This is a genomic window from Litoribrevibacter euphylliae, from assembly GCF_042646085.1.
GTDB lineage: Bacteria > Pseudomonadota > Gammaproteobacteria > Pseudomonadales > Litoribrevibacteraceae > Litoribrevibacter > Litoribrevibacter euphylliae.
The window spans coordinates 865,689-889,074 of the sequence record NZ_JBHRSZ010000002.1 but is presented as its reverse complement, the minus strand read 5'-3'; the positions used below and the strand labels follow the sequence as shown (position 1 = coordinate 889,074).

22 protein-coding genes are annotated in these 23,386 nt (G+C 43.5%); 17 read left to right on the top strand and 5 right to left on the bottom strand.

The window, feature by feature from the left end:
- Positions 1-49 precede the first annotated feature (49 nt).
- Positions 50-430, top strand: a complete 381-nt coding sequence (locus tag ACFOEK_RS05630) for a DUF4112 domain-containing protein (protein ID WP_386717394.1) — start codon at positions 50-52, stop codon at positions 428-430.
- A 270-nt stretch (positions 431-700) separates the two neighbouring features.
- Here the strand turns inward: ACFOEK_RS05630 and ACFOEK_RS05625 are convergent, their stop codons facing one another.
- Positions 701-2,323, bottom strand: coding sequence for an ATP-binding protein (locus ACFOEK_RS05625; RefSeq protein ID WP_386717391.1), 1,623 nt, complete (start codon positions 2,321-2,323; stop codon positions 701-703).
- Positions 2,320-2,889, bottom strand: a complete 570-nt coding sequence (locus tag ACFOEK_RS05620) for a YfiR family protein (protein WP_386718573.1) — start codon at positions 2,887-2,889, stop codon at positions 2,320-2,322. The genes ACFOEK_RS05625 and ACFOEK_RS05620 overlap by 4 nt, the downstream gene beginning before the upstream one ends.
- A gap of 332 nt (positions 2,890-3,221) precedes the next feature.
- Here ACFOEK_RS05620 and lepA point away from each other — a divergent pair, with 332 nt between their 5' ends.
- Genes lepA through acpS form a run of 8 tightly spaced genes read left to right on the top strand, consistent with a single transcriptional unit; the run spans position 3,222 to position 9,943 of the window.
- Positions 3,222-5,021 (top strand): translation elongation factor 4, encoded by a 1,800-nt coding sequence (gene lepA / locus ACFOEK_RS05615; protein ID WP_386717388.1) that lies wholly within the window; start codon positions 3,222-3,224, stop codon positions 5,019-5,021.
- Between the two features lie 7 nt (positions 5,022-5,028).
- Positions 5,029-5,853: a signal peptidase I gene (gene lepB, locus ACFOEK_RS05610; RefSeq protein WP_386718570.1), complete on the top strand. Its 825-nt coding sequence runs from the start codon at positions 5,029-5,031 to the stop codon at positions 5,851-5,853.
- Positions 5,854-5,904: 51 nt separating this feature from the next.
- The gene (locus ACFOEK_RS05605; RefSeq protein WP_386717386.1) at positions 5,905-6,276 is read left to right on the top strand and encodes a DUF4845 domain-containing protein; all 372 of its coding nucleotides are present in this window, start codon (positions 5,905-5,907) and stop codon (positions 6,274-6,276) included.
- A gap of 49 nt (positions 6,277-6,325) precedes the next feature.
- Complete coding sequence (rnc, locus tag ACFOEK_RS05600; protein ID WP_386717383.1) at positions 6,326-7,027, top strand: ribonuclease III; 702 nt, start codon at positions 6,326-6,328, stop codon at positions 7,025-7,027.
- Positions 7,028-7,038: 11 nt separating this feature from the next.
- Entirely contained in the window at positions 7,039-7,968 is a 930-nt protein-coding gene (era, locus tag ACFOEK_RS05595) for a GTPase Era (RefSeq protein ID WP_386717380.1), read from the top strand.
- Positions 7,969-8,007: 39 nt separating this feature from the next.
- Positions 8,008-8,769, top strand: a complete 762-nt coding sequence (gene recO, locus ACFOEK_RS05590) for a DNA repair protein RecO (protein ID WP_386717377.1) — start codon at positions 8,008-8,010, stop codon at positions 8,767-8,769.
- Positions 8,770-8,825: 56 nt separating this feature from the next.
- Entirely contained in the window at positions 8,826-9,560 is a 735-nt protein-coding gene (pdxJ, locus tag ACFOEK_RS05585; RefSeq protein WP_386717374.1) for a pyridoxine 5'-phosphate synthase, read from the top strand.
- The gene (gene acpS, locus ACFOEK_RS05580) at positions 9,557-9,943 is read left to right on the top strand and encodes a holo-ACP synthase (protein WP_386717371.1); all 387 of its coding nucleotides are present in this window, start codon (positions 9,557-9,559) and stop codon (positions 9,941-9,943) included. Before pdxJ ends, acpS begins: the two co-directional genes overlap by 4 nt.
- Positions 9,944-9,987: 44 nt before the next feature.
- On the opposite strand, the gene ACFOEK_RS05575 is transcribed toward acpS, so the two are convergent.
- Entirely contained in the window at positions 9,988-12,876 is a 2,889-nt protein-coding gene (locus ACFOEK_RS05575; protein WP_386717368.1) for a response regulator, read from the bottom strand.
- A gap of 230 nt (positions 12,877-13,106) precedes the next feature.
- On the opposite strand from ACFOEK_RS05575, the gene cysM reads away from it, so the two are divergent.
- The 4 genes from cysM (at position 13,107) to mazG (ending at position 18,865) form a co-directional block, all read left to right on the top strand.
- Positions 13,107-14,003, top strand: a complete 897-nt coding sequence (gene cysM / locus ACFOEK_RS05570; protein ID WP_386717365.1) for a cysteine synthase CysM — start codon at positions 13,107-13,109, stop codon at positions 14,001-14,003.
- Between the two features lie 160 nt (positions 14,004-14,163).
- Positions 14,164-15,585, top strand: coding sequence for a 23S rRNA (uracil(1939)-C(5))-methyltransferase RlmD (rlmD, locus tag ACFOEK_RS05565; protein WP_386717363.1), 1,422 nt, complete (start codon positions 14,164-14,166; stop codon positions 15,583-15,585).
- Positions 15,586-15,780: 195 nt separating this feature from the next.
- On the top strand, positions 15,781-18,012 hold the full coding sequence (gene relA / locus ACFOEK_RS05560) for a GTP diphosphokinase (RefSeq protein WP_386717360.1): 2,232 nt from the start codon (positions 15,781-15,783) through the stop codon (positions 18,010-18,012).
- Positions 18,005-18,865: a nucleoside triphosphate pyrophosphohydrolase gene (gene mazG / locus ACFOEK_RS05555; RefSeq protein ID WP_386717357.1), complete on the top strand. Its 861-nt coding sequence runs from the start codon at positions 18,005-18,007 to the stop codon at positions 18,863-18,865. Before relA ends, mazG begins: the two co-directional genes overlap by 8 nt.
- 151 nt (positions 18,866-19,016) lie before the next feature.
- Here mazG and ACFOEK_RS05550 read toward each other — a convergent pair whose 3' ends face one another.
- Positions 19,017-19,364, bottom strand: a complete 348-nt coding sequence (locus tag ACFOEK_RS05550) for a type 1 pili tip component (RefSeq protein ID WP_386717355.1) — start codon at positions 19,362-19,364, stop codon at positions 19,017-19,019.
- 331 nt (positions 19,365-19,695) lie between these two features.
- Here ACFOEK_RS05550 and adk point away from each other — a divergent pair, with 331 nt between their 5' ends.
- The 4 genes from adk (at position 19,696) to ACFOEK_RS05530 (ending at position 22,934) form a co-directional block, all read left to right on the top strand.
- The gene (adk, locus tag ACFOEK_RS05545) at positions 19,696-20,352 is read left to right on the top strand and encodes an adenylate kinase (protein WP_386717352.1); all 657 of its coding nucleotides are present in this window, start codon (positions 19,696-19,698) and stop codon (positions 20,350-20,352) included.
- 110 nt (positions 20,353-20,462) lie between these two features.
- A complete protein-coding gene (gene tsaB, locus ACFOEK_RS05540; RefSeq protein ID WP_386717349.1) occupies positions 20,463-21,161 on the top strand; it encodes a tRNA (adenosine(37)-N6)-threonylcarbamoyltransferase complex dimerization subunit type 1 TsaB in 699 nt (232 codons plus the stop codon).
- Between the two features lie 53 nt (positions 21,162-21,214).
- Positions 21,215-22,030 carry an undecaprenyl-diphosphate phosphatase gene (locus tag ACFOEK_RS05535; RefSeq protein ID WP_386717347.1) on the top strand — a complete coding sequence of 272 codons (816 nt, stop codon included), beginning with the start codon at positions 21,215-21,217 and terminating at the stop codon, positions 22,028-22,030.
- Positions 22,031-22,061: 31 nt separating this feature from the next.
- Positions 22,062-22,934: a class I SAM-dependent methyltransferase gene (locus ACFOEK_RS05530; RefSeq protein WP_386717344.1), complete on the top strand. Its 873-nt coding sequence runs from the start codon at positions 22,062-22,064 to the stop codon at positions 22,932-22,934.
- 44 nt (positions 22,935-22,978) lie between these two features.
- On the opposite strand, the gene ACFOEK_RS05525 is transcribed toward ACFOEK_RS05530, so the two are convergent.
- Entirely contained in the window at positions 22,979-23,356 is a 378-nt protein-coding gene (locus ACFOEK_RS05525) for a hypothetical protein (RefSeq protein ID WP_386717341.1), read from the bottom strand.
- Between the last annotated feature and the right edge of the window lie 30 nt (positions 23,357-23,386).

The window sequence follows — 23,386 nt, the reverse complement described above, 5'->3', positions numbered from 1 at the left end:
TGATATTCAGTCTTTGTGTGTGAAATTTGTTCAATGGGGGGCGAATGAAATGACCGACAGTAAAGATTTGGAAAAAGAACGGTGTATTGAGCGATTAAAATTGTTTTCGGAAGTTATGGAAGGCAAGTGGCGTATTCCGTTTACGAAGATTCGGTTTGGTGTGGATTTCTTGGTCGGGCTTATACCTATTATTGGTGACTTTCTGACTGGTGCTTTGAGTTTATGGCTGGTTAAGGAATCGTTAAAGTTCAACCTGCCTAAGTCTGTTTATTTCAGGATGTTGATTAACGTTGTTATCGATATGGTGATAGGGTCTGTGCCGATAGTGGGAGATATTTTTGATTTGTATTACAGGGCAAACCGACGAAATCTTAGATTGATACTACGCTACCTTGAAAAGTCAGAGGTCTTTGGTCAAAAGAGGTCGTAGTTTTAGCTTTCCGGGTGCTCGAATAGGCGCTTATAGACTTTTCTAGCTAGGCTTCGAGAGAGTGTGGATAGCACAAGAACAATAGCGATGAGCCAAATAAAGTTTTGCTGTGAGTCGATGGGATAAAAGGCTTTAATCGTGAGAACAGCGACAAGTAAGGTTGCGACTGAAAACATGCTGACGAATACGTTTTCTTTTACGGACATCTACTAAAGGCTCTATGAATGGAAAAGCGTATAGTAAAGTATTTTGATGATTGATAACAATGGATTAGGCTTTATCTGCTTTTACCTTGTTCCAAGGTATCAATATAACGAAATGGGCGCCGGTATCTGATGTCTGATCTAACTCGATGCTTCCATGTAGGGCTTGAGTGACTAAGTTGTAGATAATGTGGGTTCCTAAGCCGCTACCGCCTGTATCTCTGTTGGTGGTGAAGAAAGGTTCAAAGATCTTTGCGGCGATTTCTTTTCCTATTCCTTTGCCGTTGTCACGGTAATTAATGATGAGAGTTTCTTCTTTTAGCTGTGCGTTGATATCGATTGTACCTTCATCGCTGTCGTTAAATCCGTGGATGATAGAATTCATAATTAAATTGGTGAATATTTGGGAAAATGCACCAGGGAAACTGTTAAGGAACAGATTTTCATCTATTACCAATTTTAATTTTAGGTTGGTTTTACGAAGCTCTGGACGAAGTGAGGTGATGACGTCATTTAGATAACTTCTAAGGTTAAACAAACGTTTTTCTTCACTAGACTGATCTACTGCGACCATTTTGAAACTTTTGACTAGTTGAGCTGCTCGTTCAAGGTTTGAGAAAACCAGCGTATGACACTCTTTAAGGTTTCTTAGTGCATTTTCGAAGTTGGTTTTACTTAGTTTCCCTTGTTGAAAAGGTACTTCTAGTTCAGTAATGATGTGTTCAAGGTGGGATATGGCGGTAATGCCAATGCCGATAGGTGTATTGATCTCGTGTGCTACCCCTGCCACTAGACTCCCCAGTGAAGCCATCTTCTCTTGTTCAACCATCTGTTTTTGAGTGTTTTGGAGCTGGTAGAGGCTTTCAGTTAGTTTCAGGTTGGCTTTCTTTAATTCATCGGTTCGCATTTCTACTTTTTTTTCTAGGCTTTGGTTGAGTCGAATGATTTCGTCTTCTTGTTCTTTTCGCTGTAAATCGTAACGTTCCAGTTCATCTAACATACGATTGAATGAGCGGCTTAATGTGCCGAGTTCATCATCGCTGAATATGTCTGCACGGAGGCTGTAGTCTTGTTTGTTTGCGACTTTTGATGTGGTTTCAGTCAGCATTTCAACCGGTTTTGTTAATGCTTTTTGAGCGATATTGGAGATGTAGAACGCGATGGCTAGAGCGGAGACAACAGCGATCAGAGTTAGGAATATGCTATTGAATACTTGGTTCTGAAGGTTCTTCAGGTCTACGGTGAGTATGGTGTACCCAATCACGCTACCATCCAGTGAAATAGGCTCGAAGATGTAGGTTTGTTCTTGCCCTAAGTTGATGTCTCTTTGATCAATAATACTGTTGAAGAACTCTACTGAAATCGCTTCTCCAAACGTGGCGAAAACACTGAGATCTTGGCTGAACTCATCACGCTTAAGTATGGTCGCAGCTATAATGTTAGGGGAGACCTTGAGGGATGCAAGCAGTTCATTGACCGATTCTCTCTGTTCGAAGCTGATCCCCGCGGCAGATATTTGACCGATAAGTTTGGCTTGCAGGCGCGATTGTGTAATTAAGTTGTCTTTCTGTTGGCTGATAGTATTGATCTGTTGCGGCGTGACGCTGATTACAACGGCGAGAATACTTACAGCAATAATTACATACAGCACTTTTCGTTGGAATGTGAGTCGACTAAACCACTTGCTCATAGTCTTTTCCTCGCAAGTGACAGTAATGCTGCATTGATTTCCAATTCCGATGTGTCTAGGTGGTTCTGGTTGATAAAAAAGACCAGCTTACCATTCAGTATTTCTAAGTAGATCAGGCTGTCTTTCTTATGTTTATGGTTTGGAGCACTTATTAGCAGTGTAGAGGGGAAATCCAGATTGGTGGTTAGGCTGTTGCTTGCATGTTGATCTAGATAAATTAAGTGACAATTATGCTCGTTCGTTGATGGGTGATCAGTTTGGTAGTAATAGATTCTAAGCGTCCGTCCGTTGGATTGTTTACCTGAGACACCTTTGGTTAAAAGCCGATTGAGCGCATCTAAATTACTACCTACAAGGCATATGTTTAGGTTGCTGCTTTGGTTGAATAGTCTATCGGGCCATTTGATGAATTTTGTAAATTTATACAGGTAGGCCGCTTCAATCTTTAATAACTTCTTTTTATCAATGGTCTCAGCGTGAGAGGGTATTGGATGTAAAATCCATAAGCAGGCAATCCAAGTAAAAAGTAACTTGAGCGGCGATGATTTAGAGAAAAACAAGCTCATCATAGTGTGTAGTTAAGAGATTGAGTTTGATCATAATACTTAATGTCTGAGTTTGGCCCAATCTATGACCACGTCTCCATTCATCGCAATTTGTTGTTTTTCTGAGGCTTTAATTTCTCAAGTATAGTTGAGCGATAGCTGATTTCTAGCACATTTTCCCCGAACTGTTAACTCTTCATTTTTAGTCAGTGTGAGAGGGAATCGTTTCTTCTTGCAAGAAAAATAAAACTGACCTTTTTTCTGATTATTTTGTCTTTTCTGGTGAGAGGATAAGCATTTTAGTTTAAAATGCAGCGCTATTTATTTTGAAGTCGAAGTACGGCGAGGGTTTTGTGAGTTCTTTGGATCATATTCGTAACTTTTCTATTATTGCTCATATTGATCATGGTAAGTCTACGATTGCTGATCGTTTTATCCAGATGTGTGGCGGTTTGAGTGATCGTGAGATGGCCGCGCAGGTTTTGGATTCAATGGATCTAGAGCGAGAGCGTGGTATTACCATTAAGGCTCAGAGTGTTACCCTGAATTTTAAGAGTAAAGACGGGAATACTTATCAACTGAACTTTATTGATACGCCGGGACACGTTGACTTCTCATATGAAGTCTCGCGTTCATTAGCAGCATGTGAAGGGGCTTTGTTGGTTGTAGATGCCGCTCAAGGGGTTGAAGCGCAATCGGTAGCCAATTGCTATACCGCGATTGAACAAGGTCTGGAAGTGGTTCCTGTTCTTAATAAAATGGATTTGCCTCAAGCAGAACCAGAGCGGGTTCAATCTGAAATTGAAGATATTATCGGGATTGAAGCGCACGATGCTGTGCCATGCAGTGCTAAAAGCGGGATGGGAATAGAAGAAGTTCTCGAAACTTTGGTTGCTAAAATCCCTGCTCCAGAAGGCAATGTTGACGGTGACTTACAGGCATTGATCATTGATTCCTGGTTCGATAATTATCTTGGCGTTGTTTCGTTAGTTCGAGTTAAAAACGGTACTCTAAAGAAAGGCGACAAGATTACCATCAAGTCTACGGGCCAATCTCACTCGGTGGATCGCATTGGTATTTTCACTCCTAAACGTACCGACACAGGAATTCTGAAAGCCGGTGAAGTAGGTTTTATCTGTGCCAGCATTAAGGACATTCATGGTGCGCCTGTGGGTGATACTATTACACTCAGTAAAACACCGGATGTTCCTAGTCTGCCTGGTTTCCAAAAAGTTAAACCGCAAGTTTATGCCGGTCTTTTCCCTGTAAGTTCTGATGACTATGAAGACTTCCGAGAAGCATTGGCAAAGTTGACGCTTAATGATGCGTCGTTGTTTTATGAGCCAGAATCTTCAGATGCTTTGGGCTTTGGTTTCCGTTGTGGCTTCTTGGGTATGCTTCATATGGAGATTATCCAGGAGCGCTTGGAGCGTGAGTACAATCTTGATCTGATTACTACTGCGCCAACGGTAGTTTATGAAGTCGTTACAACCAAAGGCGAGACGGTTCTAGTTGATAACCCTTCTAAACTGCCTCCTACCGGTTCTATTGATGAAATGCGTGAACCAATCGTTCGCGTAAATATTCTGGTTCCTCAGGATTATTTGGGGAATGTAATCACTTTATGCGTAGAAAAGCGCGGGATGCAAAAAGACATGCAGTTTGTTGGTGGCCAAGTGTCATTGACTTACGAAATCCCGATGAGTGAAGTGGTGATGGATTTCTTTGATCGTTTGAAGTCGGTGAGTCGTGGTTTTGCTTCGCTAGATTTTACTTTTGAACGTTTCGAACCTTCTGATATGGTTCGCTTAGATGTCATGATTAACGGTGACCGAGTCGATGCATTGGCTGTGATTGTTCACCGTGCTATTAGTCAGAGCAAAGGTCGTGCATTGGTGGAGAAAATGAAAGAGTTGATTCCTCGCCAAATGTACGATGTTGCTATCCAGGCGGCGATTGGTAATCAAGTAATTGCTCGAACCAATGTGAAAGCGCTTCGTAAGAATGTAACAGCTAAATGTTATGGCGGTGATGTGAGTCGTAAGAAGAAGCTTTTGCAGAAGCAGAAAGAAGGTAAGAAACGAATGAAACAGGTAGGCAACGTAGAAGTGCCACAGGAAGCATTTTTAGCAGTATTAAGGGTAGATGACTGATATGGATATCGACTTTCCACTGGTGTTAGTGGTTTTAACGTTTGCGTGTGGGCTAGGATGGCTTATTGATTTAGTTGTTTTACAGAAACCTCGAAAAGCTAAATTGTTGCAAGCTCGTACTGACATGGGAATTACCAACGAACAAGCGGTCTCAGATGAACAGCAAGGCGTGCTTGATAAGGTAGCAAAAGAGCCATACCTAATTGAGTTAAGTAAGTCGTTTTTTCCTGTCTTCTTTGTTGTTTTAGTGGTTCGCTCATTTCTGATTGAGCCATTTCAAATCCCTTCCGGTTCTATGTTACCGACTCTGAAGGTCGATGATTTTATTTTAGTTAATAAGTATGCCTACGGCGTCCGATTGCCAGTGGTGGGAACCAAAGTAATTCCATACAAAGATCCGGCTCGAGGTGATGTCATGGTCTTTAAGTTCCCTAAGAACCCTAAGATCAATTTCATTAAACGAGTTGTTGGTGTGCCGGGTGACCGAATTCGTTATCAGAATAAACAGCTATATGTTAATAATCAGTTAGTAGAAGCGGAGCTTACCCAGGCTCCAAGCTTGCAAAATCGTATGGGACGCTATACTGAAAAATTAGGAGAAGTAACTCACCAAATTTATAAGGCAAATTCAGCTCCTAGAGTAAATAAAACTTGGGTAGTGCCTGAAGGACATTATTTTGTTATGGGGGATAACCGCGATAACAGTAATGACAGTCGCTTTTGGGGCTTTGTGCCAGATGAGTTAGTCGTAGGTCAGGCGTTTGCTGTGTGGATGCATTGGGAGAGTATTTTCAGTGCGCCTAGCTTTGGTGAAAATCGTTGGATTCAATGATTCTGACTCCGTTATTTGTGAGTATTGATAGATGAACTATGAGGTGAAAGGATGAATAGCCGAAAACAACAAGGTTGGACAATGTGGTCGTTGGCGTTTTCTTTGGCCATTGTTGGTTCTATTGCCTGGTTAGGGCTAAAAATTGTCCCGCTGTATTTAGATAATGGCACTATTCGATCAGTCATCAAACCTTTGTCTCAGGATCGTTCCCTATCGGATGCTTCTTATGATGAGGTTGTTGAAGTCATTTTAAAAAGAATGAACATCAATAATGTTCGTTGGGTTAAAGACGAAGATATAGAGTTTGTTGAAGAAGATAATTACACACAAGTTCGTATCGATTATGAGAAACGAATTAAGATGGTTTCAAATATCGATCTTATTGTGACTTTTAAAAATCACGTTAATTTACCTAGTAACTAATCTATTAAGAGCCTTAGGCTCGTTACATTATATTTAATAAAGTTCTTTAATGACAAAACAGTACAAATTACTTTGTAACCAACTTGGATACCAATTCGAAAATGAAGCTCTTTTGGAGCTCGCTCTGAGCCACCGGAGTGTGGGTGGAAAAAACAATGAGCGGTTAGAGTTTCTTGGTGACTCAATTCTTAACTATGTCATAGGTGAAGATCTTTATCACCGTTTCTCAGATGCTCAAGAAGGTCAGCTCAGTCGCTTGCGTGCACGTATGGTTAAAGGCGCGACATTAGCTGAGCTTGGTCGAGAATTTGGCCTCAGTGAATACATGAAAATGGGGTCGGGTGAATTAAAAAGTGGCGGCTATCGTAGAGAGTCTATTTTGGCTGATGCTGTTGAAGCGATTATTGGTGCCATTCATTTAGAAAATGATGGCGACATGGCTGTATGCAAGAAAGTCATTCTTAGCTGGTATCAATCGCGTTTGGAAAAACTCTCGATCAAAGACACTCTTAAAGATCCCAAAACACGATTGCAAGAACATTTACAATCTCGACAGCAGCCTCTTCCTCAATATGAAGTAGTTAATGTGAAGGGGCAGGCGCATCAGCAAACTTTTTATGTTGAGTGTCGAGTTGAAAGTATTAATGAGGTTGCCAACGGAAAAGGCACCAGTCGAAGAATTGCTGAGCAGGTAGCTGCAGGCGAGGCACTTATTCTTTTGGGCGTGGATACCCGAGAAGAAGATAAGTAGGAGTAGGTGCTATGACATCTGATGATCAAAATTTCGAAAACGAATCTGAACAGCGTTGTGGCTATGTTGCAATTGTTGGCCGTCCAAATGTAGGTAAGTCTACACTTCTTAATAAAATTCTGGGTCAGAAAATCAGTATTACCTGTCGTAAGCCTCAGACAACTCGCCATCAAATTGTGGGTGTCAAGACGGAAGATAATGTGCAGACAGTGTATGTTGATACGCCTGGATTACATCTGAATAAGGAAAAAGCACTTAACCGCTTTATGAATAAAGCGGCTTCTTCTGTATTGGAAGGTGTCGATGTCGTTGTCTTCATCATTGACCGAACGGCTTGGACTGAAGAAGAGGACTTTGTTCTAGAAAAGATTAAGCGCTCAGGTATTCCGACGATCTTGGTTATTAATAAAGTGGATTGGCTTGAAGATAAAGAATCTTTGCTGCCTTTCTTGCAAGAGATCAGTCAAAAACATGATTTTGTTGAAATGATTCCACTTTCTGCAAAAACCGGCCGACAGGTCGATGTGTTGGAACAAAAAGTAGAATCTCTTCTTCCAGAGAATATCCACTTTTACCCTGAAGACCAGCTGACGGATCGTAGCTCTCGTTTCTTGGCGGCAGAAATTGTTCGCGAAAAAGTAATGCGTTCTATGGGGGAAGAAGTACCGTATCAAATGACGGTAATGGTGGAGCGCTTTAAGGTTATCAAAGGCCGAATTCATATTGATGCTGTGATCTATGTTGAAAAACAAGGTCAGAAGTTGATTCTGATTGGCAATAAAGGTAGTCGAATCAAGCAAATAGGCATAGATGCACGCCAGGATATGGAACGATTGTTTGATAATCAGGTCGTCCTAAAGCTTTGGGTTAAGGTCAAGAGCGGATGGTCTGATGATGAGCGCGCACTTCAAAGTCTGGGTTATTTTGATCAAATGGAATAGCTCCATTCGCTTAGCTTCAAAAGTACACTGAGGAAGACCATGCACGAGCAAGTTGACTTTGAGTCCGCTTGCCTGCTTCATCATCGAGTCGTTGGAGAGCAGGATGCGATAGTTACCTTCTTTACTCGGCGTTATGGCCGACTCTCTTTATGGGTAACTGGTGTACTTAGTAACCCAGGTGCTATTCCCCTTTTCAAACCTCTGTTGATCTCATGGCGATCAAAAAATGATAATGCTCGGCTGCAAAAGGTCGAGTTAGATCCCGCATATCCAGATGTAATCAAATCTTCCTTTTGTTCGGAGTTTCTATTTACCGCCTTCTACATCAACGAACTTTGTATGAAGTTCTTACCGACACATGCGGACAACCCAGCGCTTTATAACGATTACCTTTGGATGCTTGATTCTTTGGCGAAACGTGTTTTTATTGAGCCGGTGTTGCGAATTTTTGAACGGCAGTTGCTCATTACGACGGGACATCTAAGTGATTTGTCTGTGGATGCTCTGTCGGGGCAGACCATTCAGCCGGAACTTCATTATTGTCTGTTAAAACATCCTCATTATGGATTGGGAATATCTGAATTTCATTCTTTTCAAGTGGGTGAACACCCTACTGCTCAACGATATGGCGACGTGTTGATTTTAGGGAAACACTTAATTGCCTTTAATAATAATGACGTGTCTGATCCAACTACTTTATCTGATGTAAAACGCTTAATGCGGCACATTATTTTATACTTGATGGATGGGAAACCATTTAAAAGCAGATCTTTATTCAAAAGCTATAAACTGAAACAATAGCTCTTTGTTGCGTCATTACTGAATGCATTACTCATCACTACAGGGTTATCACTATCATGAAACAAAAGATTCTACTTGGGATAAATATTGATCATATTGCGACCTTGCGTCAGGCCCGAGGAACCAAGTATCCAGACCCTGTTTATGCGGCGGCTTTGGTTGAAGAAGCGGGTGCCGATGGCATTACCGTACATTTACGTGAAGACAGAAGACACATCCAGGATCGTGATATTTATGTGTTAAAAGATACACTTTCCACACGTATGAATCTGGAGATGGCGATTACTGATGAAATGATTTCCATTGCCGAAGACGTGAAGCCAGCGCATTGTTGTCTCGTGCCTGAAAAGCGTGAGGAGCTAACCACTGAAGGCGGCCTTGACGTTGTGGGTAATGAAGCTCAAGTTACAGAGGCGGTAAAGCGTTTGTCTGCTTCAGGAATTGAAGTCTCGTTGTTTATTGATCCAGAACCTCAGCAACTGGAAGCAGCAATTCGTTGTGGAGCGCCAGTCGTAGAATTACATACGGGGGCTTATGCGGAAGCTGAAACACATGAGGTTGAATTGGCTGAACTGGCTCGTGTTAAACACGCGGTTGAATTTGGGTTGTCTAAAGGTTTGATCGTTAATGCGGGGCACGGTCTACATTATCATAATGTTGAGCCAATTGCGGCGATTCCTGGTATCAACGAATTAAACATAGGTCATGCTATTATTGCTCGTGCAGTGTTTACTGGTTTACCGGAAGCTGTTCGAGAGATGAAGCGTCTTATGCGTGAAGCTGCTCAATGATTGTTGGGATTGGCACTGACATTTGTGACATTTCTCGCATCGAGAAGACGATTCAGCGGCAAGATCGTTTTGTGGAGCGTGTGTTAACAGAGCAAGAAATAGCACAGTTTAAACAACGTAAGCGACCGGCGGCCTTTGTGGCCAGTCGGTTTGCGGCCAAGGAAGCGGCTTTGAAAGCGTTAGGCACTGGGCTTGCCAATGGAATTCGTTGGCAAGACATAGAAATTTCTCATTTGGATTCAGGGCAGCCGATTTTAGCTTTCTCAGGGCAAGCCTTAGTCATAGCAGAAGAAAAGCAGGTGACCTCTATGCACCTTTCAATCAGCGATGAGCAATCCTATGCGGTTGCGTTTGTGGTATTGGAAAGTAACCTGGCTGTGTAAGTGATTACTCTCTTTCCGTTTTATTATCAGATCTAACCACTTACTTACGAGAGCCAATCCGAGCTCTCTGACCATGCTTTGATCGCATCGACTTCTTTAGTAAACGCATTATAGAATTCAGCAATGAGCTCATCCGACGCGTCCTCTTTAATGGCGCTTTCAAAGGCGTGACAGATGTTGCGTAATTTAGGTACGCCCGTGTAGCGGGTACCACCATGGACTTTATGAACGCTATTCAGCAAATCATTTCGAGCGCCAGAGGTCAATGCTTCTGTGATGGGAGGGATGTCGCGATCAAAGCTGGAAAGTAGCATCGAAAGCATGTCTTTGGCTAAATCTTCTTTATTGGCAGCAAGCTTGAGACACTCGTCAATACAGACGGTTTCAAGCTGATTTGAATCCTCTAGAGCAGAATTTTTGGCTGCGTGATCATTGTTTTCAGTTTCAGAGGTTGCTCTTTCTGAGCCCTCAGATTCTTGAGGTAAATGGATTAAACGCTCTGACGGTGAGTTAGGTGAGCCTTTATCTACCCACTTGGCAATGGTGGCCGAAAGCTGTTCTTCTGACACAGGTTTGGTGAGGTAATCGTTGAGGCCTGCCTGAATCAAGGCTTCCTTTTCTCCCGAGAGTGCATGTGCGGTCAATGCGATGATTGGTACTTGTAAAAATCGACGTTCGTCCAGGCTTCGAATGGTCTTTGTCGCTTCCACCCCGTCCATCACTGGCATTTGAATGTCCATAAAAACCAGATCGGGAAGTGTTTGTTGAATCTTTTTCACGGCTTCCGCACCATTGCTGGCTTCTATTACCTTGTGTCCTAATCCTTCCAATAAGGTTCGAAGTAATTTCAGGTTGGCTTCGTTATCATCAACGGCCAGTATTTCTATTGCCTGTTGTGGAATCGTGGTCAATTGTTTGGTCTGTTGTTGAAGGTTGTGTTTGTTGATATTTTCCGGGTAATAGAATTGATTAATTAGAGTTTCATGGAGTTTGGCTGAAATAATCGGTTTTGTCAGACAGGACACATTGAGTAGCTGAAAGCGCTGAACAGCTTGTTGGTCTGTAGTATTAATTAATACGATCACTGGAAGGCTTAATTGATCCTGAAGTTTGCGGATGGTTTCCAGTATGTATTGGCTTTCAAGCTGCTCTTGACCGACTCCAAGAATCACAATATCAAATGGTGCATGACTTTCATCTGCTTGCAAGGCCAGCTCTTCCAGAATTTGTAGATCATCTACTTCATCGGCTTCCATTTCCCATTGCTGTATGCAGTGGGAGAGGGCTAAGCGAGCGGTTGGATGAGTATCGAAGATCAGTGCTTTTTTCTCCATTAAGCGATTTATTTCATGGATGGTATCGGTGTCATCGGATTTTTGAATTTTAACGGTAAACCAGAAAGTAGAGCCTTGATTAAGCGAGCTTTCGACACCAATGTCGCCACCCATGTGTTCAACTAATTTCTTGGAGATAACCAACCCTAATCCGGTACCGCCGTACTGGCGTGTGGTTGAGGTATCCGCTTGAGTAAAGGCTCGGAATAATTCCTGTTGTTGATCTTCGGTCATTCCGATCCCTGTGTCAGTAACAGAGATCTTCAGAGTGACGGTGTTTTGTTTTTGTTCTTCCAACATGGTTCGTACAATCACGCTGCCTTTGTTGGTGAACTTAATGGCATTGTTTACTAAGTTAGTGATGATTTGCTTGAGACGAAGCGGATCACCGATCAGGTCGGCAGGAACATCGCTGTAGACCAATGACACCAGTTCCAAGCCTTTGTCTTGACCGGCAGGGGCCATCATAGTTAAGACATCTTCCACCAGGTCACGGAGGTTCATTGGTGTTTTATCCAGTACCAGCTTCCCGGCTTCGATTTTTGAGAAATCCAGTACGTCATTAATGATCGCGAGTAAGCCTTCCGACGATTTCTTGATGGTGTTGATATAGTCCAGTTGTCGAGCCGTTAACTGAGTTTTCAGGATCAGATTAGTGAAGCCAATGATGCCATTGAGCGGAGTGCGAATTTCATGGCTCATGTTGGCTAAGAATTCTGACTTAATCTGGCTGGCTTTTAAGGCTTCTCGTCGAGTTAAGTTAAGTTCAACGTTTTGGATTTCAATCTGTTCAAGGGTTTGTCGATAGTCTTCGGTGGCTTGATCAATACTTTGCTGCATTTCGTCATAGGCGGTTTTCAAGGACGACGCCATGGAGTTAATACCGCTTTCGAGAATGCGCAGTTCACCACCAGACTCTGAATTGATGCGCACTTCCAGGTTCCCTTGCTTAATGCTTTCAACGGCCTGGGTTAGCTTAATTAGTGGCGTAGTAATTTCACGACTGAAGCGGATGGTGATGATGGTACAGACGAGGATGCCGCTGAACAGGAAAAAGCATGAGGTCAGTAGTGCCTGATATTTCTTTAATTCGGTATTGGTTAATGATAACTCCAGCTCAGCCCAGCCAATTTTTTCGGAAAATAGCTCATCCTGATTTCGCCCAATGGAGGAAACGCCCAAGTGCTCGTAACTTGCGAGGTTCTGAGCAAAGATAGGCGTAATTAATCGAATGGAGTTTTCAAAGTGGAGAATTTGAATTTCATTGGGAAGCTCTTCTCGTTCATCCAGAGCCTTCATATCTGGGCCGGAATGTACCAGTTCACTTTGGAAGCGATCGTAAATCTTTGCTGATCGTACATCCAATTCATTCAGTGTGCTGTTGGCAACTTTTTGAAGAACTTCTTTGTTACCACTGACGAGACCGTATTCACAGGCTGGGGCTAATTGGCGAATGGTGGCCAGGCCTCGTTGTTCTACCAGCGTATCGAGATCATCCAATCTGACTTTAATAAAATAGCCGCCCAGAACGCAGGAAATGGCAATCAGGGGTAACAAAGTGATTAACAAAATACGAGACTGTAGACCCCAATTTTTCATGTGAATACTCATAATTAAAGAATTTATAATCTTCTTGAATAAAAATAGTGCTTTATATTCTTATTAGTCAGTAACAAAACAACGTATTATGTGCGATAGAAAATTATGATAACTCTAACGTACTCATGACATTTAATGAATGTTGTTAGGCATTTACTTTTTGCGTTAGCTGGAAATGTATACCCAGAAAGCAAGAACCAAGCTTCATCTCGGCAGATAGGATTGAAAGAATGAGCCAGGATTACCCAACGATTGAGCAGTGCGTCGGCAATACGCCATTAGTTCGTTTACAGCGTCTTAATCCCAACCCAAGCAATGTGGTTCTGGTTAAATTAGAAGGTAATAACCCTGCCGGCTCGGTAAAAGATCGTCCAGCGCTGTCGATGATTCAGCATGCTGAACTGCGTGGTGATATCAAACCAGGCGATTGTTTGATTGAAGCGACCAGTGGCAATACAGGCATCGCTTTAGCGATGGCAGCTGCGATCAAAGGTTATCGTATGGTATTGATCATGCCGGATAACATGAGCGAAGAGCGAAAACTGGCGATGTCCGCTTACGGTGCTGAATTGATTACCGTGTCAAAGGAAGAGGGGATGGAAGCTGCTCGTGATCTTGCATTGAAAATGCAGGAAGAGGGCAAAGGCTTGGTCTTAAATCAGTTCGGGAATGCCGATAATCCATTGGCTCACTATGAGGGGACTGGCCCGGAACTGTGGCAGCAAACACAAGGCAGAATCACTCACTTTGTCAGCTCAATGGGTACAACAGGTACCATTATGGGGACATCGAGATACCTAAAAGAAATGAACCCTGAGGTGCAGATTATCGGCCTTCAGCCGCAGGAAGGGGCTGCGATCCCAGGGATTCGACGATGGCCTGAAGAATACCTGCCAACCATTTATGAAGACTTTCGTGTCGATGAAAAAGTCGATATGTCTCAAGATCAGGCTGAGCAGGTAATGAAAGACTTGGCAACTAAAGAAGGTATTTTTTGTGGCGTCTCTTCTGGTGGCGCTGTAGCTGCTGCCTTAGATCTTTCTGAGCGAGTGAATAATGCGACCATTGTTGCCATCATCTGTGATCGTGGCGATCGATATTTGTCGACGGGTGTGTTTAATCCATAACCTTTCCTTAGAAAAAGTACTCCACAAACAGCGCTTGTTTAAGTACGTTTATTCACTTCTTAATCGACCTCTGTATTGTCTAAACTTTAGTTACCCTTGAATTTTAAGTATTTGGCCTGATTTAGTGATCAGGCTTTTTCTTATCCAGCGAATTTATCTCATGGCGAAATCAAATCACCGATCCAACAACAAGCGACGTTCAGGCTATCGTAAACCTTCCAATAACCTTGCGATGGGGCAGAGACGCTCTGACAGTTCTTTAGAACACACACCGATTATCGAATTAGACATTGATTCCTTATCTTATGACGGTAAAGGGATTGGTCGTTTGAATGGTCGAGCTTGCTTCGTGGAAGGCAGTTTGTCAGGCGAAAAAGTGAAGGCTCAGATCAGTGCCGCAAATAACAAGCGGGTGGAAGCTAAACTGATAAAGGTGTTGGAGCCATCTCCTGAGCGAGTCAAACCAAAGTGCTCGGTTTATGAGCAATGTGGCGGGTGCGATTTACAGCACCTTTCTCACAACCAGCAAATTCAGCATAAACAGAGTATTGTTGAACAGTTGCTTTGTCGAAATGCCTGTGTTGACGATTTACGCTGGCTTGACCCTATTATCACTTCGGATGCGGGCTATGATTATCGTCGTAAAATTCGCTTAGCCTGCTATTACGATCCGTCGAATAATCAACTCAATATAGGCTTTCGAGCAGCTAAAAGTAAAAAGATCGTTGCAGTATCCGAGTGTCAGGTGATGACACCGCAGTTGAAATCTTTGGTGCAAGCACTCTATCAGTTGATGGGTGACTTGCATGAGCAGTTAGATCAACCCAAGTTATTACGAGAATTTGCGCATATAGAGTGCGTTGCAGATCAAGATGGTCAATCGGTGTGCTTTCGTTTGCTAAAGCCACTGCCAACGGGTGTTATGACTCTTCTTGAAAACTGGGCTCAATCTCAAGGCGTGAGTCTATGGCTCAGGATTGCTGATAAGCCGTTAGAGCGTTATCAAGGTAATCTTTCAACGACGAATCTTGATTTGAAAAATGGCGTAAAGATTGCCTATACACCAGAGGATTTTTTACAGGTTAATGCTCAAGTGAATGAAGCGATGGTCGCTAGCGTTCTGCAGCAATTGGATATTTCAATAGACGATCGTGTTTTAGATTTATTCAGTGGTTTGGGGAACTTCTCGCTTCCGGCTGCGTACTTAGCGAAAGATGTTCTCGCTGTGGAAGGCATCGATGAGATGGTGGAAAAGTCTCTGGAAAATGCGCGATTAAATGGAATTGATAACTTTTCGGCGTCTGTTCAGGATTTGTTTAATGAAGAGGCATTAAGCTGGTTGGATCAGGGGGCGGATAAAATTATTCTGGACCCTCCCAGGGCGGGTGCGGAACTCATAGCACAGAATATTGGTCGTACCAACGCGACCAAAATTGCCTATGTGTCATGCAATCCTCAAGCGTTAGTTCGAGATACAAAGTGGATTTTGGAACAAGGGTATCAACTAGAGAGTGCAACGTTGTTGGATATGTTCCCACAAACATCGCATATAGAAACCTTGGTCATATTTTCTAAATGCTGATGTTTTGATCCAGTCCCAAATTCATGTTGAGAAAGTTTGGTAGACTGGCGAAATTTTAAAAGCCCACGATACTCAATACAGGGTTATCCTAGATGAAGCAGCTGGCTTTGTATGAGATGAACACACTTGAGTGGTTGGGAAAAGGTGTAAGTCGACTGGGAAGTTTTGGCTCACGCCATAAGGATGTGAAGGATTATGGTTACAGTTCGAAAAGATCAACCCTTAACCGAAAATGGTCATCTGGATGCCGATCAATGGCTCCAGCTACTTTCAGACAAAGTTGAGATTCAGGACATAGCTCAAATCCGATATGCCTGTCATGTGGCGGAAGTAGCGCAGTTTAATTCGAAGTTCGGTGAAAATACCTGGCCGGAAGGTTATGGTTGCATGAACGTTGGCCTTGAAATGGCTGAAATTCTTGCAGATCTGCAGCTAGATCAAGATACCTTGGTGGCTGCACTTATTTATCGAGCGGTGCGTGAAGAGCGGGTTTCCATTGAACGCGTGCGTCGTGAAATAGGTGAGACTGTCGCAAATCTTATTGAAGGTGTGCTTAAGATGGCCGCCATCGGCACGCTGGTCAGTCCTACCAATCATATTGTGCTCGGGCAACAACAAGGCCAAATGGATAACATCCGTAAGATGTTGGTGGCCATGATTGATGACGTCCGGGTTGCTCTCATCAAACTAGCTGAACGTACCTGTGCCATTCGTGCGGTAAAAAATGCAGGGCGTGAACGTAAAATGCGAGTGGCTCGTGAAGTTTTTCACGTCTACGCGCCATTGGCGCATCGGCTTGGTATTGGTCATATCAAGTGGGAACTGGAAGACTTATCTTTTCGTTACCTTGAACCTCTCTCCTATAAGCGAATTGCCAAACTTCTTGAAGAGAAACGCTTGGATCGCCAGAAGTACATAGAAGATGTTATCGAAGTACTTCAGCAATCGTTGGAGCGTATGAACATCGACGCTGAAATTTCAGGTCGGGTGAAGCATATCTATAGCATCTGGCGGAAGATGCAGCGTAAAAAGATACCATTTGATCAGGTTTACGACATTCGGGCCGTTCGAATTCTGGTGAAAGACGTTCGTGATTGTTATGCCATTCTCGGGGTTGTTCATTCGTTGTGGAAGCACATTCCGCAAGAATTTGATGACTACATAGCATCGCCAAAACCGAATGGCTATCAGTCATTGCATACCGCTGTGATCGGTCCAAGCGGCCGAACGGTAGAAATTCAGATTCGTACTTTCGATATGCATGAAGATGCGGAACTGGGCGTTTGTGCGCATTGGTTGTACAAGGGAACGGATACCAAGTCCAAAAAGGATTCTTACGAAGAAAAAATCATGTGGCTTCGTCAGGTGCTTGAGTGGCAAGACGACATGGGGTCGCTGGATGGCTTGGGCGATGAACTGGATCTTGGGGTGACACAAGATCGTGTCTACGTGTTTACTCCCAATGGCCATGTGGTGGATTTGCCAGCAGGTTCTACGCCGTTGGATTTTGCCTATAAAGTTCATACCGAAGTAGGCCATGCCTGCCGTGGGGCTAAGGTCAACGGAAAGATTGTTCCTTTGAACTACAAGGTTAAAACCGGCGAGCAGATTGAAATTCTTACAGCAAAAGAGGCCAAACCAAGTCGAGATTGGTTGAACTCAGACATTGGTTATTTAAACTCCGGACGTGCTCGGGCCAAGGTTCAGCATTGGTTTAAAGAGCAGGCGCGAGATCAAAACATTATTGATGGACGTGAATTGCTGATCCCTGAGTTAAAGAAAGTCTCTTTGCAGAAAATCGACCTAACTCGATTAGCTGAACAGCTGAATATTAGTTCCGAAGAAGAGTTGTATGCGCGCATCGGTGCCGGGGATTTGCGCTTGGGGCAAGTGATTCATGCGGCTCAATCCTTCCTCAAACCTGAGCAGAAAGAGAAGAAAACCGTTGAACTGACTCAACCAAAAGCTCGGGGTAATGAAGATGTTCAGGTCTTGGGTGTTGGTAGCCTGATGTCATCTTTAGCGGCGTGTTGTAAGCCTGTTCCAGGAGATCCGATTGTTGGTTACATTACTCGCGGTAAAGGCGTAAGCATTCACCGTCAGGATTGTCCAAATGTGCTTTATCTTCAGAAGACCGATGATGAGCGCATGATTTCTGTGGATTGGGGGCATGAGCCTACCGATACCTATCCGGTGGATATTAAGATTTCGGCTTATGATCGCCCGGCATTGTTGCGCGATATTACTCAAATCTTGGCAAATGAAGGCATTAACCTGACGGCCATGCATACCCAATCTGATAAATCTAACAGCATTGCAACTATGATTATTACGGCTGAAATTAGCGATCTCTCTGATTTAAGCCGGGTGATTACCAAGATTGATCAATTACCAAATATTATTGAGGCGCACAGACACAGTGACTGATAAGCCAGCCTACAACTTAGATGATTTAATTCAGTTAATGGACCGCTTAAGGGATCCGGAAACAGGGTGCCCTTGGGATATAAAACAGACCTTTGACACCATCGTGCCTCATACGTTGGAAGAAGCCTATGAAGTGGCTGAAGCCATCGCTAATCAAGATTGGGATGAATTAAAGAAAGAGCTTGGGGATTTTATTTTTCAGGCGATTTTTTACAGCAAGCTCGCTGATGAAAAAGGGTGGTTTGATTTCCATGATGTCATTGATGGGCTTGTGACGAAAATGCTTCGTCGCCATCCCCATGTGTTTCCTAATGGCAAGCTACATTCTGTCTCCGGTGACTCTGATCACGGAGAAGAGCAGGCCTCAGACAACCAGCTAACGGATGAAGTGCTGCATCAACAATGGGATGCAATCAAAGCCCAAGAACGTGAGACTGGTTCTAAGGATCAAACCTCAGCACCAAGCGCCATGGATAATATTACGGATGGCTTACCTGGGTTGATTAAAGCTTGGAAGTTGCAAAAGAAAGCCGCCAAAGTTGGCTTTGATTGGGATGATTTAGTAGGCGTTAAAGCACAGTTAATTTCAGAGCTGAAAGAAGTAGAAGAGGCGACTGATCCTGATCACATCGAAGAGGAAATTGGTGATCTGCTATTTTGCTGCGTTAATTTGGCTAGACATCATGGTGTTCACCCAGAAACTGCTTTAATTAAAGCGAATTTGAAGTTCGAGCAGCGCTTTCGTTCAATGGAGCGATTAGCCAGTGAAAGAAATCAAGAGTTTTCTGTACTCGGCTTACAAGAGAAAGATTTGCTTTGGCAGGATGTAAAGCAGCAAGAGCGTGAGAAGTAGTGGTTGGAGTAGTGAGGAAGTAGCAAGGAAAAGGTGATGAGAGAAACCTTCCAGTTGGCACATACTAGAAGGCTCTCATCGGTCTAACTCTTTCATTCGGTTCTACATAATTAAGATTTGATCCTAAGTCTAAGCGATTGGTAATTGCTGCTTAGGCTCCAGGACAGTTTGCAGCTTGCTTTAGACGTTTAATATGTTCTCGGGTGAGTTGTAGGTAACGCGGTGTCAGGCCGCTGTCTTCATAAATGGGGTCACCTTCTTCATCCGTCGCCACCACTTTCTTACCTGCTACGTAAGGGAGAGACGCTTCTACTTCGTCCAGTGCAATATGCAATAATTCTCGGATGATGTCTTCAGAATCCAGCTTAGGATAAAGATCTGCTAAAGCATTTATACGAGCAGCGTCTTGCCTGGATAATTTTACTGAGTATTCTTTATCGTCCATTTGCTGAGAGGCATGGTTCTGCCATTCCTGTAGCAGAGATTGTAGTCTTTTCATAAATACACCTACCTTATCGTGATTCCTTCCTTTTCGAGATGTAAGAGATCGAACTCTATGATTCGCTGCTCTTCAATAAAAAGTTTAGTTCAAAGTCCGGATCCGGAAATCAAAATTGATGCTTAAAATGTATAGATTGGTAACAATCGTTGGGATTTGTAAGCGAAAAGTAGCAAATTGAAGGTGCCTCTTTACCGAAAGTGGCGAATCCTTAAATTATCAAAGATTGAGTCAGCTCATGTAAAACAAGCTAATGGGGTTGGCCGACTAGCTTCTAGGGTTATAAAGACCTATAATTCCTGCCAATTTTATATCTAACTAGGGGAACTCTATGCGAGTCATTTTGTTAGGCGCACCAGGCGCGGGTAAAGGAACTCAGGCGCAAAATATTACTAAAGAGTTTGGTATTCCTCAGATTTCTACCGGTGATATGTTGCGTGCAGCGGTTAAAGCTGGAACACCATTAGGCCTTAAAGTAAAAGAAGTCATGGAAACTGGTGGTCTGGTATCTGATGACATCATCATCGCTCTAGTGGAAGAGCGTATTCAACAAGAAGATTGTAAAAACGGTTTCTTGTTCGATGGTTTCCCTCGCACAATTCCTCAAGCTGAAGCAATGAAGCAAGCAGGCGTAAGCATTGATCACGTATTGGAGATTGATGTTGACGACGAAGAAATTGTGAAGCGTATGAGCGGTCGTCGTATTCATGAGGCTTCTGGCCGTGTTTATCACACGATTTATAATCCGCCTAAAGAAGAAGGCAAGGATGATGAAACGGGTGAACCTCTGATGCAACGTGACGATGACCAAGAAGCAACAGTACGTAAGCGCCTTGCGATTTATCACGACCAAACCAAACCTTTAGTAACTTATTACTCTGATTGGGCTGCTTCTGGTGAAGCTAATGCGCCGCAGATCCACAAAGTTACTGGTGTGGGTGAAGTTGCTGAGATCCGTGATCGAGTTATGTCAGCGCTTAAAGGCTAATCGATCATGATCTGACCAAAAGGTCTAAAAGCCGTTGCTTTTAGGCCTTTTTTGTTCCTGAGATTAAACTAATTTTTCTAGCTTCTTGGCTTAATGACTTTGATACGCCTATGAAATCTACTCTTCTTGCAATTGATACTTCCACTGACGCTTGCTCTGTTGCATTACTGCACAACGGTGAAATTTTCTCTGATCATCAACTTTTACCAAGAGAGCATACGCAGAATATTTTGCCCATGGTTGAAGCGATTCTCTCAAATAATTCAGTCGCAATGGTTGATGTAGATGGATTGGTTGTCGGCGCTGGGCCAGGCTCTTTTACCGGGCTTCGCATTGCCTTTGGCGTTGTTCAGGGGTTTGCATTTGCGGTAGAAAAACCTGTGGCAGCTATTTCGACACTCACGGCACTGGCTGCGCGAGCCAAGCTGCTACTTTCAACGGAACAACTGCAAAAAGACGGCGATGTGATCGCAACGGTAGATGCAAGGATGAATGAGACCTATTGGGCTCGCTATCGTTGTTCTGAGGGGAGTCTTCAAATGCTCGAGTCTCCTAAAGTGTCAGGCCCTGCTTCTATCGATTTATCTGACGCCAAAGCTGTTATTGGTACAGGATTAGTCTATCAGGATCAGATGTTGGGGATCACTGAAGAGACTGCGTTATTTTCTGAAGAACGCCCGAGAGCAGAAGATATGTTGCGTTATATTCAAGCTTATCCGGAGCAGGTTAGTTGGCAATCAGCAGATCAAGTCGAGCCTTTGTATGTTCGCAATGATGTGGCCAAAAAGAAAGCGGAACAACAAAAGTAATCATCCAATTCAATCAATCTATGATAAAAATACTTAGTACAGGGAGCGTTTAAGTGGCGTGGTTTCAGGTTGTTTTACTGGCTGTTGTTCAGGGGCTAACTGAGTTCTTACCTATTTCCAGTTCGGCGCATTTAATTCTTCCTGCTCAGTTGTTGGGGTGGCAGGATCAAGGGTTGACTTTTGATGTAGCGGTACACGTTGGTACCTTATTGGCTGTATTGATCTATTTTCGTGAGGAAGTTTTTAAAATCGCTATGGCGTGGTTTGGGAGCTTCGCTGGTAAAGGGGTGACAACCGAAGCCAGAATGGGCTGGTGGATTATCATTGCTACCATTCCTGTTGTACTTTGTGGTGCAACATTAAATGATTTTATTGAAACGTATTTGCGTTCAATTGTCGTGATAGCCGCGGCGTCCATTTTTTTCGGCTTGATCTTGCTATGGGCAGATAAGATAGGAACAAGAACGCAGCCCATGGAACTGCTGGGAATAAAAGGGGCTTTGATGGTTGGCTTGGCTCAAATCTTTGCTTTAATTCCTGGCACCTCTCGCTCTGGCGTGACTATGACGGCTTCCTTGTTCTTAGGGCAAACCCGTGAGAGTGCAGCGAAATTTTCCTTCTTGCTTTCTATTCCTGTGATTCTTGGTGCTGGGTTATTCAAGGGAAAAGAGTTGGTTGAACAGGGGAATGATGCGTCTCTAGTGGTTGCTGGTGTTGGTGCGTTATTGGCTGCAATCAGCGCTTATATTTGTATCAAGTTGTTCCTGGCTTTTATTAATCGTATTGGTGTTTTACCGTTTGTAATTTATCGTTGTGCGTTAGGTGTATTACTTCTTCTGATTGCGTATGTAATACCTGTTACAGCGTAGGCTTATAGATTCCTGGGGAGTTGAGTCTGTCATGTCGAATGCGTTTAAACTAAAGCAAGAACAGGTTCAGGCGGCTCTGATAGTGCTCTATGCTCCTCATCGAGAAACGCAAGCAAAAGCGTTTGTCGAACACTTTTGTGAGCAACTAGGTGATCAATGCTCTGAGAAAACAAATGCTCAGTCCTTCGTTATTCGTCCCAAGCAAAAGCTTGATTTAACCTCTCTGGATTCAGACGCTCATATAGCCTTGGTGTTCGATGAGGAAGTCTATCTTCAAGCGGTAGGCCCTAAACCTCCTGGGCCTGTCTCAGTGGCCTTTGAAGGCAACGCGATGATTCACCGACTCAAACATGGTGGCGGAAAAGGGGAACAAGTTGCTAAGGCTGTTGGTTTGGGTAAGGTTCCTCAGGATCGGCAGCTAACTGTTTTAGATGCTACGGCAGGCTTAGGGCGAGATGCTTTAATTCTCGCAGCTCTCGGTTGTAAGTTAGATCTGTATGAGAGAAACCCAGTTGTTCGTGAGCTACTTAAAGATGGTTTAGAGCGAGCTTCTCTCGTATCTGATGTTGCAGACGTTACATCTCGCATGAGTTTAAACGGTGAAGACTTTATTACCGTGGGTGATTCACTGGAAAGCGAGTCTTATGATGTAGTTTATCTGGACCCGATGTTCCCTGATCGTTCCAAATCCGCATTGGTTAAGAAAGAGATGCGCGTATTTAAGCAATTGATAGGTGGTGATGAAGATGCGGACGCTTTGTTTGAACCAGCCTATCGACTGGCCAAACATCGTGTAGTAGTCAAGCGACCAAAAGCCGCGCCGTTCTTGGCGGGTAAAACGCCATCGCTTCAATTGAAAGGCAAATCAGGTCGCTTTGATATTTATACCAAGAAAGCGTTCTAACATAGAGATGTTGTTTTAGCCGTCAGGTTACTTAAAAAACGACGCTATTTTTTCCAAAGAATGTCTTCACTGCTTCCGTCTGGAAATACCTTCATCCATTCATCAGGGTCTTGATCCTCATCCCAACCACTGCGAATACAACGAATTTCCGTATCCAGTTCTTTAGCCATTTGCTTGGCGCAGCTGATGTCATCTTCCCAGGGAGTATCAGGCGTATCAAACCACACGCTGTTCCAGGCTTTTCCTACGACGGCAGACATAATCATCACTGGTAGGCCTTTGCCTTGATGGTTTACTTGGTAGTGCTGGAGGCCGCCTTGCAGCTTGCCTTGATATTCTGTTGTGCCGAGAGCTTTCTCTAACCACTGAACGATTTCTTCTTCGGATTTGTTTTTAACGTAAACTTCAATGTCCGGGTACATGACTTATTTTCCCTTTAGGCGTGAGAATAG

What these genes read in the sequence shown, in the direction of transcription:
- ACFOEK_RS05630 (WP_386717394.1), top strand. Translation starts at nt 50, where the DNA reads ATGACCGACAGTAAAGATTTGGAAAAAGAACGGTGTATTGAGCGATTA.
- ACFOEK_RS05625 (WP_386717391.1), bottom strand. Translation starts at nt 2,323, where the DNA reads ATGAGCAAGTGGTTTAGTCGACTCACATTCCAACGAAAAGTGCTGTAT.
- ACFOEK_RS05620 (WP_386718573.1), bottom strand. Translation starts at nt 2,889, where the DNA reads ATGAGCTTGTTTTTCTCTAAATCATCGCCGCTCAAGTTACTTTTTACT.
- ACFOEK_RS05605 (WP_386717386.1), top strand. Translation starts at nt 5,905, where the DNA reads ATGAATAGCCGAAAACAACAAGGTTGGACAATGTGGTCGTTGGCGTTT.
- rnc (WP_386717383.1), top strand. Translation starts at nt 6,326, where the DNA reads ATGACAAAACAGTACAAATTACTTTGTAACCAACTTGGATACCAATTC.
- era (WP_386717380.1), top strand. Translation starts at nt 7,039, where the DNA reads ATGACATCTGATGATCAAAATTTCGAAAACGAATCTGAACAGCGTTGT.
- recO (WP_386717377.1), top strand. Translation starts at nt 8,008, where the DNA reads ATGCACGAGCAAGTTGACTTTGAGTCCGCTTGCCTGCTTCATCATCGA.
- pdxJ (WP_386717374.1), top strand. Translation starts at nt 8,826, where the DNA reads ATGAAACAAAAGATTCTACTTGGGATAAATATTGATCATATTGCGACC.
- acpS (WP_386717371.1), top strand. Translation starts at nt 9,557, where the DNA reads ATGATTGTTGGGATTGGCACTGACATTTGTGACATTTCTCGCATCGAG.
- ACFOEK_RS05575 (WP_386717368.1), bottom strand. Translation starts at nt 12,876, where the DNA reads ATGAAAAATTGGGGTCTACAGTCTCGTATTTTGTTAATCACTTTGTTA.
- cysM (WP_386717365.1), top strand. Translation starts at nt 13,107, where the DNA reads ATGAGCCAGGATTACCCAACGATTGAGCAGTGCGTCGGCAATACGCCA.
- rlmD (WP_386717363.1), top strand. Translation starts at nt 14,164, where the DNA reads ATGGCGAAATCAAATCACCGATCCAACAACAAGCGACGTTCAGGCTAT.
- relA (WP_386717360.1), top strand. Translation starts at nt 15,781, where the DNA reads ATGGTTACAGTTCGAAAAGATCAACCCTTAACCGAAAATGGTCATCTG.
- ACFOEK_RS05550 (WP_386717355.1), bottom strand. Translation starts at nt 19,364, where the DNA reads ATGAAAAGACTACAATCTCTGCTACAGGAATGGCAGAACCATGCCTCT.
- adk (WP_386717352.1), top strand. Translation starts at nt 19,696, where the DNA reads ATGCGAGTCATTTTGTTAGGCGCACCAGGCGCGGGTAAAGGAACTCAG.
- tsaB (WP_386717349.1), top strand. Translation starts at nt 20,463, where the DNA reads ATGAAATCTACTCTTCTTGCAATTGATACTTCCACTGACGCTTGCTCT.
- ACFOEK_RS05530 (WP_386717344.1), top strand. Translation starts at nt 22,062, where the DNA reads ATGTCGAATGCGTTTAAACTAAAGCAAGAACAGGTTCAGGCGGCTCTG.
- ACFOEK_RS05525 (WP_386717341.1), bottom strand. Translation starts at nt 23,356, where the DNA reads ATGTACCCGGACATTGAAGTTTACGTTAAAAACAAATCCGAAGAAGAA.